At 55.0% G+C, this 13,101-nt stretch carries 12 protein-coding genes; 3 read left to right on the top strand and 9 right to left on the bottom strand.

Going from position 1 to position 13,101, the window contains the following annotated elements; genetic code table 11:
- Positions 1-5: 5 nt before the first annotated feature.
- Both CPAR_RS06885 and CPAR_RS06880 read right to left on the bottom strand, forming a co-directional pair.
- Positions 6-2,189, bottom strand: coding sequence for a hypothetical protein (locus tag CPAR_RS06885; protein ID WP_156773396.1), 2,184 nt, complete (start codon positions 2,187-2,189; stop codon positions 6-8).
- Between the two features lie 244 nt (positions 2,190-2,433).
- On the bottom strand, positions 2,434-2,862 hold the full coding sequence (locus CPAR_RS06880) for a 6-pyruvoyl trahydropterin synthase family protein (RefSeq protein WP_041466309.1): 429 nt from the start codon (positions 2,860-2,862) through the stop codon (positions 2,434-2,436).
- Positions 2,863-3,155: 293 nt separating this feature from the next.
- Between CPAR_RS06880 and cysE the strand changes: the two genes are divergently transcribed.
- Positions 3,156-3,977, top strand: a complete 822-nt coding sequence (gene cysE / locus CPAR_RS06875; RefSeq protein ID WP_012502591.1) for a serine O-acetyltransferase — start codon at positions 3,156-3,158, stop codon at positions 3,975-3,977.
- Between the two features lie 110 nt (positions 3,978-4,087).
- On the opposite strand, the gene CPAR_RS11165 is transcribed toward cysE, so the two are convergent.
- From CPAR_RS11165 to CPAR_RS06860, 3 genes are all read right to left on the bottom strand, one after another.
- Positions 4,088-5,152, bottom strand: a complete 1,065-nt coding sequence (locus tag CPAR_RS11165) for an endonuclease/exonuclease/phosphatase family protein (RefSeq protein ID WP_012502590.1) — start codon at positions 5,150-5,152, stop codon at positions 4,088-4,090.
- A gap of 115 nt (positions 5,153-5,267) precedes the next feature.
- Positions 5,268-6,074 (bottom strand): CAP domain-containing protein, encoded by an 807-nt coding sequence (locus CPAR_RS06865; protein ID WP_012502589.1) that lies wholly within the window; start codon positions 6,072-6,074, stop codon positions 5,268-5,270.
- Positions 6,075-6,278: 204 nt separating this feature from the next.
- Positions 6,279-6,860: a pentapeptide repeat-containing protein gene (locus CPAR_RS06860; protein WP_012502588.1), complete on the bottom strand. Its 582-nt coding sequence runs from the start codon at positions 6,858-6,860 to the stop codon at positions 6,279-6,281.
- Positions 6,861-7,585: 725 nt separating this feature from the next.
- On the opposite strand from CPAR_RS06860, the gene CPAR_RS06850 reads away from it, so the two are divergent.
- Positions 7,586-7,996 carry a DUF2141 domain-containing protein gene (locus tag CPAR_RS06850; RefSeq protein ID WP_232203880.1) on the top strand — a complete coding sequence of 137 codons (411 nt, stop codon included), beginning with the start codon at positions 7,586-7,588 and terminating at the stop codon, positions 7,994-7,996.
- A gap of 77 nt (positions 7,997-8,073) precedes the next feature.
- On the top strand, positions 8,074-8,508 hold the full coding sequence (locus CPAR_RS06845; RefSeq protein WP_012502586.1) for an MOSC domain-containing protein: 435 nt from the start codon (positions 8,074-8,076) through the stop codon (positions 8,506-8,508).
- A 49-nt stretch (positions 8,509-8,557) separates the two neighbouring features.
- Here CPAR_RS06845 and moaA read toward each other — a convergent pair whose 3' ends face one another.
- From moaA to moaCB, 4 genes are read right to left on the bottom strand one after another with little or no spacing between them, the layout of a single operon-like run.
- A complete protein-coding gene (moaA, locus tag CPAR_RS06840) occupies positions 8,558-9,559 on the bottom strand; it encodes a GTP 3',8-cyclase MoaA (RefSeq protein ID WP_012502585.1) in 1,002 nt (333 codons plus the stop codon).
- The gene (mobAB, locus tag CPAR_RS06835) at positions 9,556-10,665 is read right to left on the bottom strand and encodes a bifunctional molybdenum cofactor guanylyltransferase MobA/molybdopterin-guanine dinucleotide biosynthesis adaptor protein MobB (RefSeq protein ID WP_012502584.1); all 1,110 of its coding nucleotides are present in this window, start codon (positions 10,663-10,665) and stop codon (positions 9,556-9,558) included. The genes moaA and mobAB overlap by 4 nt, the downstream gene beginning before the upstream one ends.
- 14 nt (positions 10,666-10,679) lie before the next feature.
- On the bottom strand, positions 10,680-11,906 hold the full coding sequence (locus tag CPAR_RS06830) for a molybdopterin molybdotransferase MoeA (protein WP_012502583.1): 1,227 nt from the start codon (positions 11,904-11,906) through the stop codon (positions 10,680-10,682).
- The gene (gene moaCB / locus CPAR_RS06825) at positions 11,903-12,844 is read right to left on the bottom strand and encodes a bifunctional molybdenum cofactor biosynthesis protein MoaC/MoaB (RefSeq protein ID WP_012502582.1); all 942 of its coding nucleotides are present in this window, start codon (positions 12,842-12,844) and stop codon (positions 11,903-11,905) included. The genes CPAR_RS06830 and moaCB overlap by 4 nt, the downstream gene beginning before the upstream one ends.
- Positions 12,845-13,101: the final 257 nt, after the last annotated feature.

The raw sequence follows: 13,101 nt of genomic DNA, 5'->3' as shown, positions 1-13,101 counted from the left end.
AGGCGCTATTCCGGTCTGCATCTTTTCCAGGCTCCAAGGAATGAACCCGCAACGTAAAAGCGCACAAGGCTATAGCTTAGCGTGAAGAAGAATGCGATTTTTCCTGCGTTCAACCATGGTCCCGAAATAGTGGATAGATGAGTGAATACGTTGATGTGTAATAATGCGTCAGCCTCAACCGGATAATAAAGCGTATAACCCAGCGCAAGGCTTCCGGCGAGGGATAAGGTTGCGACGGTGACCAGTAAAGCAAAATACTTCAAGGGCTTGTCGGTCATCTCCTGGCTCTGGAAAGCTATGCGTTCGCTGACATCATAGGGTTGATTATCAACTGGTACGGTATTTGAGCCGAGGCTTTCGACGATCAGGATTCTTCTCCACTCAATCGCCGCGCTGACCAGACGGCTGAAAATACCCCTGACCGGCCGGATTTTATTCCATTTATCTTCGAGCCATGACGGGGCCATTTTGCGGCTGTCGGCGGTTTCATCCTTGTATGCCGTCAGCAGGTTCGGCTGCACCCAGAGCAGAACAGCGGCAATGATGGACAGCCAGCGCCATAAGAGCGAGTCGTTCAGGATGCCATAACTGACCAGCGCCGTTGTTGCCAGTGTGGTGATTAACGGAATCAGGTAATAGGCCCACCGTTTCGCTGATTTGAACGCTCTTGTTTTTTCGTGAATCTCCTTCCAGACAAAGTCGTCGCTGGTGTTGGCGGTTTTGGTGTCGATAATTTTGTCAATGATGCCGAAGAAAAGCTCCTGATCCGTCCAGTACAGGTTGTGCGCAACGCCGGGAATGCCGTAACGCCTGAAAACGACATCGTGATTGCCTATCGGGTCGGTGTTGAACAGCGTTTGATACACCGGAGTTTTCATCGCCTCTTCCAGATGATGGCCAACCGGATCCTGTTCGTCGCAGAAGTTGTAATGATACATCTTTTCCGGGGCGGACGTGGTGACTGTTCCAGTGTCGTAGAGGTGCAGATAATTATCAGGCCAGAGTGCAAGAAATTTATCGATAGGAGAGCCGATGGTGATGAAATTGGTTACATGATTTTTCCATGATACGTAGGGGATTTCAGGTGCGGCAATGCTCTTGTGCTCTTGTTGGTCACCGTTTGCATGCGCGGTATCGGCGTTAAACAGCTCGTCTGCATTTGGAATGATGTGCCTGATAACGTCGAGAATAGCCGGGTTGCCTTGCTCGGCTTTCCATATGCTCTGGAGTTTGCCGTGCAGGTAGTTCCAGTTCTTTTTTTCGATGTCATGAATGAAATCGTAGCCTGGAAACGGCAGGCTCTCGGGCCACTCTTCGCTGGTGTAGTCGTTTCGCCGGATGTCGTCCCTGATGTGCGCGTAGACCAGCGAGTCGAAACTCATGATGCTGCCGAGACTGTGCGCGATGATGGTGAATTCCGGTGGTTCGTATGCCGGTTTTTTAGCGTTCTGCTCTTTGCTCTGGTAATAGATTTGCCAGTACCATTGCAGAAAATCCCTGATCATGATTTCATCCAGCACGACATGGAAATGCCTGACCGCGCGTCCTCGGGTTCTGCCGTAATCGCCATAAAGATGCACGTCGCCCAGGAAGCCGTCAAAAACCAGTTTCGTCAAGGCGGCATATTTGAATGCCAGCATCTCTTTAACGGGGATGGCCGTATTGACGATGGACTTGAGCATTGGCAGCGCCCAGGAAGCCATCGGCTTGCCATTCTTCTTCCGAAGCTCAAGCTTTTCGAGCAGGGCCGAGGCCCACTCTTCGGTTGAGGAACCGAAGGTTTCAATATCGCTCCTGAGAATGAATTGCCAGGCTATATCGACGAATCTGAAGTTCTTGCCGTTGGGGTCAGTGGAAATCGCTCCGTTGAATTCCTGCGGGTTGGAATCCTGCGATACGGAAATCCCCTCGAATTCTGCCCAGCCGTGACCGATTCCGTCATTGCGAACGGTTTGTTCCGAGAGATTGGCCGGTATGATAAAATTATAGGTCGGGGTTTCGGAGGATGAGCTGCGTTGAAACCACTGTTTTTTTGAATCTGGAGAGACGGGTTCTCTGTGGCGAGCTTCACCGAAACGCTCTACAACCGGAGGGGCCGTGACATTGGTTTTCTGCTCGCCCATGCCATGCACAACGACGATATATTGCCGTTTTTGAGGGCTCGCCGAATTCTGGTGCTGGTTATCCACGGCTCTCTCCTTTTCTTTCGGTGAATAGATAAAGGGAAACACGTAAAAAGTAATGTTTTTTTACCCTTTGTTAAAGGCTCAACACCGATGGCTGGTCAGCTTATTAAGGTGCAAAGGAGATTTGTGAATCTTTTGCGACCTCTCAGAAATGATTCTAAATCAGCAGGTTAGCAAGGTTTTTGCTAAAAGGTAGGACATTGGTTGGCCAGACAATCGGTGTTCCGATTCGAGACGATATCGGGGGTCACTCGCCGGTGAAGTCTGCCCAATTGTTTGGTGTTTCGTACCAGCGGAGGTTTTTGAGTGTCACGCCTTCGGGGAGCTTGTCGCTGATCTGGTTGAAGGCCCATTTGGCGAGGTATTCGGCGGTGGGGGGCTCGTCGGTGACCAGCACGCGGGTGTTGCGCTTGAGGATGAATTCGAGGTCTTCCTTATCCTCTTTCCAGACCGCAAAACCGTGATCGAGCACGTCATGAATCTGCTTGTCCATGATTTCGCGCAGGAACTTGAAATCCATCACCATGCCCTGTTCGGCATCGCCGTCGCGATTGATGACCGGGCCTTCGACGCTTGCAACAATCACGCCGCGGTGGCCGTGCAGCTGGTTGCAGAAGGTGAAGCTGTTGGGAAGGGTGTGGCCGTAGTCGATCTCGATTTTCCTTGAGATAAGCATGGTGTCGCGCGGTGTCGTATTCATGGAGCTGTAGGCAAGTGTACGTAAAATTTTTCAGAAAACATGGAGCATTTTCCGTTCGTTCAGACGACCTGATGCGTGGTGTGGCAAGGGGCAGGTGGATGGTTTGCAGCGTTTTGCGTACATTTGGCCAGCTGGTTTTATCAGGTGTTTGCAGGAGGCGGAGTTTGTCGCATACATCGACAGGAAACCTTTAAGAGACCGGCAGGACTTTATAGCATCATACGGCGGGCAGTTTCGGCTCGCTGCCACAAGCCATAGGGAAGGTGATTATGAGTGTACAGGATATCTGGTCGTTGATCCGGGAAGAGGCGCGTCTTGAGTGCGAGCGTGAGCCGGAGATACGGCTGTTTCTTGAACAGCACATTCTGCGGTACGACGAGTTTGCTCCAGCGCTGGCGATGTTGCTTTCCGTGAAGCTCGGCTCGAAGCACTTTCCTCCGCCGGTACTGGAGGGGATTTTCGAGGATTTTTACCGTCAGAATCCGGAGTCTGTCCGGTGCGCTGCCTGTGACATGGTGGCCACGCAGGAGCGCGACCCGGCAGCGGTGAACTATTTCGAGATCATGCTTTTTCTCAAAGGCTATCAGGCGCTCCAGTCTTACCGGTTGGCGCACTGGCTGTGGCAGAACGGCCGCAAATCGCTGGCCTATTTCCTGCAGAATCGCATGTCGGAGGTGTTCGCTGTCGATATTCACCCGGCGGCAAAGATCGGCAAAGGCATTTTGCTCGACCACGCCACCAGCCTCGTCATCGGCGAGACCGCCGTTGTTGAAGATAACGTGTCGATTCTGCACGAAGTGACGCTCGGCGGCACCGGCAAGGAGGGCGGCGACCGCCATCCCAAGGTCGGAAAGTCGGTGATGATTGGTGCTGGCGCCAAGATTCTCGGCAACATCAAAATCGGTGAAGGCGCTAAAATCGGTGCCGGCAGCGTGGTGCTCGACGATGTGCCGCCGCACTACACGGTCGCCGGCGTGCCTGCGCACATCGTGGGCCGCACTGAAGTGCCTGAACCGTCACTCGATATGAACCAACGCCTCGTGTTTCCGGAAAAACACAAGCAGACAGGCACCCATCACTCGTGCTTGTGAGTGGGTGAGTTGTGACAATCGAGAAAATGTAAGGGCGGACCTGCGTGTCCGCCCTTTGTGTGTCATCAGAAATCAGTGGTTCGCCACTTCAGACCATTGTTTTTCAGCTTTTACAGAATATCGATGGTCATCTCGATCGGAAAGTGGTCGCTGAATCCCTTTTTTGTCTTTTTATCGAATGCCTTGGGTCTTTGCTTGTTGCCTGGAGCCATTTCCGGCGTGGTGAATATCCGCATCGACTCCGGCCTCGTCTTCAGGCCTGACTCGCCGTAACAGAGCCCGCGTGACACCATGAACTGGTCGAACAGGTTCATCGTATTTGCCGAGTCGCTGCTGAAAAAGATTGTCCCCGTATCCGGTTGGGCGAGCAGCGGCCACGAGAGGTTGAACAGCGCTGGCTGGCGTTTTATGTAGGTGCTGATGGCAGGAATCTCGTGGTTCGACGAGGCTTTTACTACTTCTTCGACCTTGTCGAGATCTTTTGACGCCAGCAGATAGTCGGTGATGCTGCGGCAGAACGGGTCATCGTTGAAATCGCCCATCAGCAGTACATTGCGGTTCCAGCGTGCGTTCAGCTTTTCAAGCTCACCGGCAGCATCGTGAACCTCGGCGTACTCCTGCCGGCTGAGTTTCAGCACATCGTTCACGAGCTGGCCACAACGCTCTGCTACGGTGATGCGGTGCGGCTCCGATTGGTACTGCCCCTGACGGCGAGAGGGCCAATGGTTCACGAAGACATTTAGTTCTGCCCCAGTTGCCTTGAGCGTCAGTCGAACCTGAAAGATGTCGCGCGTCGGAAAGCGGAAGTTCACCAGATGGCCCTTCATATCTTCCACTGGCGGGTCGTTGAAGACCTTTGCCGAGTAGATGAGCGAGCAGTCGATGCCTCGGATGTCGGGCGCCTCGACATGGGCCAGACGATAGTCATTACGACCGATCTTTTCCAGCAGGTAATTCACCACCTCTTTATTTTCGACCTCGCACAAGCCCAGCAGGTCTGGGCCTGCGCCGCCATGCATCTGTTTGATGATGTTCGCGATATTGTCAACCTTGATGTTAAACACCTCTTCCGTCCATCCCTCTTCGGGCGTGAAGTCGAGATCGGTTGCGATGGTTGATGCTGTGGTGTCAAACAGGTTCTGAACGTTCCAGAACGCGACGTTGATTGCTGACATGATCAGGGGCCTCCGGATATTGTTGTAAAACCGTTGGTTATGTCATCTATCGTACATGCTGACGATCGGGATGTTTTTGACGTTAGCGGCTTAGGGGACGAGATCTGCTTGATAGCTATCGATGTTCAGGTTCAAAGTATGACCTCACGTTTTTCGACAATCTTGAATGCGGGGACTCATAATGATGCGGTTGAACTTCTGAGAGAGAGTACTGCGCTGCGAACTCCATAACGCACATGGTATTAAAGCGGCGATGTGGGCCGATTTTTACACCGACATAACTGAATGTGCCGTTCAGCATGTTTTTTCTGTGTCCGCGTGACAGAACGCCGTCATCGATGAGCAGCCCCACGATGACTTGGCGGGCATCATCGAATCCGTAAGCGAGATTCTCCGCTATACATCCATCCCATTGTCCGTAGCGTTCGATCCGGTCTGACATCGAAGAGCCGTCGTTGCCTGTATGCCCGGTTGTTCGGGTTAAGCCCTGATCTTGCACCAGATCACGAGCGGCCAGTGTAAGGCCTTTGCTCGGCAGCAAGGGACGCATCGGTCTGGTATTTTCCAGTTCGTTGATGCATTCTTCGAGCGCATCAACTCCTTCGCGTGTTCTGATGGGAAGTTTTCCGGGGAGCTGGAGCAGGTTTCCGTTGTAGTATTTTCTTAGAGGGGCAAGGTATTGGCGGGCATAGCCTGCAGGGTCGCTTCTCAACAGGTTGATTTCTGTGATTATCGCTAACTCGGTTCGGTTCAGGTAAGGTTCATTATTAAAATGGTGTGCAACTTCAGAAGCGCTTTCACCGCCTTGCTCAAATTGGCCGGAATCCCCTTTAAATAGTACGTGGGCGCCTTTCGCCTGCCCGGAGGCAAGCGTCAGCAGGAGCAGCACCAAGAGGGCTATTCTGTTACGATTGAATGGCATGATCTTGAAAACAGATCGTGTCGATGGTTCTACACCTAATTCCTGTGGTATCGATTATATGGTATCAGGCGTTTATAAAAAGAAAATAACAGGTATTATCAAATATATAGAACGGGAAAACACCTTGTCAACATGTTGGGTAATCAATTTGGTTAAGGTCATGATTCCCTTTTACGTCAAACCGCTATTGCGATATTGGTTGGGTTACTCCACGTCAATACCGTAGTGCTCAAGCAGGCCGGGCAGCCCATGGAGTGAGAATTTCGCTTTTCTGAGACGGTTCGATTCAGGCGGGATGGAGAAGTTAACGGCCGTGCGCAAATCGGCTTTTTCGAGATTGGTGTGGAAAAAAATCGCCAGCCGGAGGTCGCAGTTGTCGAAACGTGATCCCGTCAGGTTTGCCTCGGTGAAATCGGCTTCCTGCATGTCGCAGTCGTCAAACACGGTGTTTTTCAGATCGAGGTTGGTGAAAACTGAAAGTTTGAGGATGCATCGCTTGAAGTTTATCTCAAGCAGCAGTTTCCGACAGTCGCTGAACTGCACGCCGAGCAGTTTGCAGTCGATGAATTTCACCTCCTGAAACCCTGTGTCGATGAGTTTTGCAAGCCCCATGTCGCACTGCTCAAAAGAGCATTCCCTGAACATGAAGCCTGAAAGATCGGCTTGTGCCAGGTTGCACTGCACAAATCGACAATTTTCGAATACCTCGCCCAGCTTTTCAAGATCGCCGAACGCTTGTTTCTCAAAGACCTTGTCGACGACAGGTTCTGCTGTTTTTCTGTTCATCTGCTCCTGTTGAGGTTATCACCCGGTTTGTGAGGGCTTTCGGTTCCTGAAACTCTTCACAGCGCCGTGGGGTTGAGGTGTTCGATCGATCCATCCAGTAAATATACCATCACTCACTCAACTCATGCCCGCCGAATTTTTCTCATTGATTAGTGAGATGTTCCTGTGGTTCGAAGCGTGGTTTTTGGGGCAGCCGAGCAATGACGGAGATACGTTATCATGGCAGTTCAAAACGAATCGCCGTACGTCGCTCATGTTGAGGGGTGGAAAGGTGAGGTGAGGTGAGGGGGGCCACATCAGGCTGCTTGGGGCTTTGTACGAAGGAGCCCAATGTGATGATTTACACTCGGAAAGCGCAGTTTTCCGAAGTCAGCCAGGATGATGTTAATACGATTATATTGGTTCTTCAAGGTTTGATGACAGAGTTTCAGTTGTTCAGGCCTCCGGTTGATGTTTTTGGCTTTTTTCGCATTTCCTATGTTTGCAATTGACCTCTGGCTTGTCGGGAGGCGGTCAATGTCGGGACGTGCTGCAAGTGTCGATAGTTGCTCTGTCTGTGGTATCAGCATTCCTGTCAACTACTCGCCTTGTAAGTCTTCCACATACTCTTATGCTCATAGGAGCTTTTCAAAACCATACCGCATTGTTCGATCATGAAAACGTTACGACTATTCTTTCTGGCCGTTTTTCTGCTATCTATGTATCTGCCAGCCAGTACTCAGAATGTGAGTGCTGATGAGCCAGCATCGCTTGCAATTCCGTCAGGCGCTGGCGCGATTACTGTCAGAATTGCCGGTTTGCGCAATAGTGACGGCTCTCTTTCAGTTGCGCTGTTCAGTGCCAAAAAAGGGTTTCCCGGTAAATTCGATAAAGCGGTCAGAACCCTGAGCATTCCGGCGTCAGCGGAGCCTGTGGTGGTTTTCGGCGATGTGCCCTGGGGAACGTACGCCTTGGCTGTCCGTCATGACGAGAATGGTAACGGCAAGCTCGATGCCAACTTTCTCGGGATGCCCAAGGAGGGGGTCGGAACCTCGAACAATCCGAAGTCAAGCTTTGGCCCGCCTTCATTCAAGGACGCCTCTTTTATGCTTGACCGGAAGAATCTGGAAATGACCATCAAGCTCAGATATCTCTGAGATGGGGCGTGAGCAACCAGTTTGAATGCGTATCTTTGGCTCGAATAATTTGTCGCGATCACTAAAAAGTACAACGTATGGGTATGCTTGAAGCCATCTGCATGAGTGTTGAAAAGGGGACGGTCAAGCTGCCGGTTTCATCAGCCCGGCTCCGTGAGTCGTGGGGAATCGAGGGCGATGCTCATGCGGGTGAGTGGCACCGGCAGATTTCGCTTCTTGCTGCAGAGAGCATCGAGCAGGTTCGCCAGGTGTTGCCTGAACTCGAATTCGGTATGTTCGGTGAAAATCTCGTGACCCGCGGCATCGATCTTCCCGGGCTTCAGGTCGGCGACCGGTTGCAGGTTGGCGAAGCGGTGCTGCTTGAAGTGACCCAGATCGGCAAGGAGTGCCACAACGGCGGGTGCGTCATCCAGCAGGCGACCGGTGACTGCATCATGCCGCGCGAGGGCATCTTCTGCAAAGTGCTGGCTGGCGGAGAGGTCGTGCCTGGAAATTCAGTGAGTGTTTTATAGCGTTTCCCGCAAGGGTAGGAGCGAGGCCGGCCCCTACACTTTTTTTCATTTACCCCCCAATTCGGGACATACTTGATGCGGCGTTGTTTCGGCCGCTGTGCAATCCATCCTTCGGTTTTTTCCCTACCGCTTCGAGTATCTGTTTTCTGATCTGTTCGCGATTGAATCCGTCGTTCATGGCGGGTTTCAGATCGATGCTTTCCTGATGATAGAGGCAACTGATGATTCGGCCGTCCGCGGTGATTCTGAGGCGTGAGCAGCTGCCGCAGAAATTGCGGGAGAAGGCCGGGATGATGGCGATCGAGCCCTGATAGTTGGATAATCTGAAGCTGTAGTGTTCGGTGTCGCGCCCGGTGACCGCCTCAAGCTGTGGGTAGTGCTGGAAAAGCTGTTCCCGGATCATCTCGGCTCCCATGAACTTGCCGGTGCGCCATATCTGCTGGTCATCAAACGGTTGCAGCTCCATGAACCTGACGTTGAGCTTGTGGCTGCGGGTGAGTTCGACAAAGTCCGGAATTTCGTCGTTGTTGATGCCACGGAGCATGAGCGTGTTGATTTTGACGCTCATATCGGGAATGTCGAGCAGCCGGTCGAGCGCTGCGCGGACGCTGGCGAAGCGGTCGCGGCGGGTGATGTCGCGGTACTTTTGTGCGTCGAGTGTGTCGAGGCTGAGGTTGATACCGTCGAGCCCTGCCGCAATCAGCTCGTCCAGATACCGGTCGAGCAGAATGCCGTTGGTGGTGAACTTGACCGTGTCGATGCCGGGAGTCGCTTTGGCGCGCCGAACCAGTTCGACGATGTCCGGGTGAAGCAGCGGCTCGCCGCCCGTGAAGCGTACTTTCCGGATGCCCATCTGTGCGAGAACTTCGATGACCGCTACTGTTTGGTCCGCGTCGAGCTGGTCGATTTTCCGGTCAGCATCTTCCTCGTTTTTAAGGCAGTAGGTGCAGCGCAGGTTGCAGGCGCTGGTGACGGCGATGCGCACGTAGTCGATCGTGCGCCCGAACCGGTCGGTTAACGCGGCGCGGTTCTGTTCGGAATCCGGCGTCATCGCAGGCCTCCGTTTTCCATCATTCGCCGGGCTTTGTCGAAAGCATCGGGATCGTTGGCGTTGAAGAGTGCCGATGGGTCGCGCGGTTCGACGAGTTCCACCCGATTGCTGCGGAGAAACGAGCGCAGCGAGTCGTTGCCCGCGGCGTGCGCTTCGAGCAGCCGACGGCGCGATTTCGGTTCGTAGATCGTGAGCAGCGGCTCGGGCCGGTCACGGTCGCCCGCAGCGAACGCTGTGGCGAATCGGAACGGATTCCGCGCTTCCGTGAGTTCGGCAATCGCCGCTTCGTCGAGCAGCGGAAAGTCGCACGCCGCCACGAGCCAGGCGGCGTGCGGACGCTGGCGCTGCGCAGAGAGCAGGCCACCGAGCGGGCCTATGTCGAGATAGCTGTCCGCGATAGCCGGAATGTTCGCGCTCGTCGTAAAGCATTCGATCTGCTCGGCCTGGCAAGAGATGAACACTTCATCGCAGACGCCGCCAAGCAGCGCCGCAGTGCGTTCAAGCTGGTTCTGGCCGTGGTAGCTGAGCGTCGCCTTGTCGCGACCCATGCGCGAGCTTTGACCGCCCGCGAGCACGAGGCCATGGAGTGGCACGGCTTCGGCGCTTTTGCGGAGCAATCCTTCGACGAAAGTTCCGATCTCCGTCAACTCATTTCGATGGAAGAGCGGCAGGCCGAAGCGTTCGAGTCCGTCCGCATTTCCATCATGTACCAGCGCGAGGACTTGCGGGATTGCACCGTTTTCAAGCATCGGCAGCACGGCGCGGTCTCGATCCACCATCAGCAGTTTCGGAATCGGCAGCTCTTTCAGGCCTTCGATGAAAAGCAGGTCTGCCGAGAGCGTCGATCCGGCAATGTCCAGCCGATCCGTTCCTCGCGAAATGAGCGCCTCTTTTTCGCGGTCGGCGATCAGCACTGGTACGGCTCTGGCTTTCGTGAAACGGTCGGAGTCCTTGCCTTCACGGTCGATCTCGAAACGGTGGCAACCGTGCTTGAATGCGGCAACCTCGAATCCATTTTCCGAAAAACGCCGGATCAGCTTTTCAACGAGGGTGGTTTTGCCCGAGCCGGAGAGGCCGCCAACGGCTATTTCAAAGGGATGGAACATCGTGTCGTCTCGAATCAAAAAGCGTTCGCCCACGGCAGCCACGCGCAGGTGACTACTGAGCCAGCGGGGATCGGTTCGGGTGATGTTTCGGCTTCGATCAGGCAATCAGCTTCACTGAGCGCGGTGAGCATGTGGGAGTCGGTTTGCTGCGAAACGCGGCAGCGGAGCACGCCGTCGTCGATTTTCGTTGTGCCGAACAGAAAGCGGTAGCGCTTGCGGTCGGCGGGGAAGGGCTCGTCGAGCAGCGCGGTGAATTTCGGGGCCGGAGTCGCACCCTGCATCAGCGCGAGGGCGGGCAGGGCGTATTCGAGCAGGCAGACCAGCGCGGAAATCGGGTTTCCCGGCAACGCAAAGCAGAGTGTGCCCGCAGCGGTCGATCCGAAGTAGAAAGGCTTGCCGGGCTTCTGTGCCACCTTCCAGAACTTCTGCTCTACGCCAAGTTCGCCGAGTGTTTCGTGCATGAAGTCGTACTGGCCGGTCGAAATACCGCCTGCGGTGATGACCATGTCCGACTCGTCAATCGCCGAAGTGAGCGCCTCGCGAATCGCTTTACGATCATCTCTCAACTGGTGCATTTCGACGATCTGCGCTCCTGCGGCTTCAAGGCAGGCGGCCAGCATCGCCAGATTGCTGTTGTAGATCGCGAGTGGCTCAGCCTTTTCTCCGGGTAGGCGCAGCTCGTTGCCGACCGTGATGATCGAGATTTTCGGTTGTGGCCTCACGAGCGCAGAGCCGTGTCCAAAGGTGCCGAGCAGGCCGGTCTCCGCTGGTGTGAGGCGGGTTCCTGCGGCCATGAGCAGCTCGCCGATCTTAACCTCTTCGCCCGTGTGCCGGATGTTCGCGCCTTTTTTCGGAGCTTTGTAGAACTCCACGGTTTCTCTCTCGAACCCGCTGGTCTGCTCGAACGGCACTACGGTGTCGGCTCCGTCGGGTACAGGCGCGCCGGTCATGATGCGCGCGCAGCTTCCAGCTTCGAGCGGCGCAACGGCGAGCGCTCCGGCGGCCAGCTCCTGCGAGACCGGGAGCGTGACGGGTGCGCTGTCGGATGTTCCGGCAATCTCATCGAATCGCACGGCAAAGCCGTCCATCGCGGCGTTGGTGAAGCGCGGCATCGGGAAGCCTGCGCGAACCTCCTCGGCCAGTACGCGGCCACGGAGCTGGTGCAGCGGAACGGAGACGGTTGCGCCCAGTCGTTGCACCGTCGCGGCGATAATTTGGTGAGCTTCCTGAACGGTAATCATGCGTGGCCCTCCCCCCGGAGCATCGGAAAGGCGTGGAATATCGCGGGCAGCAGCACTTCGAGCGCGTCGCTGGCCGCGCCCGCGCTGCCCGGCAGGCAGACGACCAGCGTGTCGCCGATCAGCCCGGCGGCAAGGCGCGAGAGCATTGCGGTGCGCGTTTTGCCTTGCCCCCACCGGAGCAACTCCTGCTCGACGCCGGGCAGGCGGCGGGTGAACTTCGGCGTGAGCGTGTCGATGGTCACGTCGCGCGGCCCGAGGCCGGTCCCGCCGGAGGTGACGATCAGCTCCACGCCATTTTCGATCCATCCGTTGACTGTTGCAAGCAATTCTGCTGCTTCGTCCGGAATGATCGTCAGTTCCTCGACTGGGCATCCGGCGTTTTCAAGTCCTTCCCTCAGAATTCGTCCTGAACGGTCAGTTGCCATGCCTGCCGCAATCGAGTCTGACAGCACCAGCACGGCGCACTTCGGGCGATGCTCCGTCGCGAGCGACTGCTTACCGCCGGTTTTGCGGTCAAGCCGCACGCCGGTGATCTCCATCGTTTTATCTACCGCTTTGCACATGTCGTAAATCGTCAGCGCTGCAACCGACACCGCGGTCAGCGCTTCCATCTCTACGCCCGTCGCCTCGCGCGTGATGACGCTCGCCTTGATGCCGATGCGATCCGCGTCGATTTCGAATTCGATATCGACCCACGAGAGGTTGAGCTGGTGGCAGAGCGGAATCAGGTGCGCGGTCTGCTTGGCGGCCTGGATGCCCGCGATCTTGGCCGCGGCCAGCACGTTGCCCTTCGGCAGCTCGCGTTCACGGAGCAGCGCGATGGTCTCGGGGTTCATGACGATCCAGCCGGAGGCGCTGGCTTGTCGGCGCGTTGGCGGCTTGCCCGACACGTCAACCATGCTGACCATGCCGTTGTCGTCGATGTGGGTGAATTCCATGAAAAATCGTTTTTAGGCGCGATCCCGCATCCGGTTGGCGCAGGAGTGAAAAGCGGTTTCCCGGGCAATATAGGGATTCTTCATCCTTTTTTGCATTCTGCCTGCAACCTCTCCGGCAGGCCTGCTCCGGGCATCTCCTTTTTGTGAATTCTCATATAAGGTTTGGAACTCATTCAAGAAAATAAGAGTATAAAGAATGAGTTAACTGAAGCCAACGCTGCGTAGATGTGGGTCGGGCTTCTGTGAGAAAATCGTAT

Source organism: Chlorobaculum parvum NCIB 8327, assembly GCF_000020505.1.
Taxonomy (GTDB): domain Bacteria; phylum Bacteroidota; class Chlorobiia; order Chlorobiales; family Chlorobiaceae; genus Chlorobaculum; species Chlorobaculum parvum_A.
The sequence above is the reverse complement of the archived record's forward strand: the minus strand, read 5'-3'. Positions and strand labels throughout refer to the sequence as shown.

Bases quoted from the DNA above. Each gene is read 5' to 3' on its own strand.
- CPAR_RS06880 (WP_041466309.1), bottom strand. From the start codon at position 2,862: ATGCTTATCTCAAGGAAAATCGAGATCGACTACGGCCACACCCTTCCC.
- CPAR_RS06860 (WP_012502588.1), bottom strand. From the start codon at position 6,860: ATGAACAGAAAAACAGCAGAACCTGTCGTCGACAAGGTCTTTGAGAAA.
- moaA (WP_012502585.1), bottom strand. From the start codon at position 9,559: ATGACGCCGGATTCCGAACAGAACCGCGCCGCGTTAACCGACCGGTTC.
- CPAR_RS06865 (WP_012502589.1), bottom strand. From the start codon at position 6,074: ATGCCATTCAATCGTAACAGAATAGCCCTCTTGGTGCTGCTCCTGCTG.
- mobAB (WP_012502584.1), bottom strand. From the start codon at position 10,665: ATGTTCCATCCCTTTGAAATAGCCGTTGGCGGCCTCTCCGGCTCGGGC.
- CPAR_RS11165 (WP_012502590.1), bottom strand. From the start codon at position 5,152: ATGTCAGCAATCAACGTCGCGTTCTGGAACGTTCAGAACCTGTTTGAC.
- cysE (WP_012502591.1), top strand. From the start codon at position 3,156: ATGAGTGTACAGGATATCTGGTCGTTGATCCGGGAAGAGGCGCGTCTT.
- CPAR_RS06845 (WP_012502586.1), top strand. From the start codon at position 8,074: ATGGGTATGCTTGAAGCCATCTGCATGAGTGTTGAAAAGGGGACGGTC.
- CPAR_RS06830 (WP_012502583.1), bottom strand. From the start codon at position 11,906: ATGATTACCGTTCAGGAAGCTCACCAAATTATCGCCGCGACGGTGCAA.
- moaCB (WP_012502582.1), bottom strand. From the start codon at position 12,844: ATGGAATTCACCCACATCGACGACAACGGCATGGTCAGCATGGTTGAC.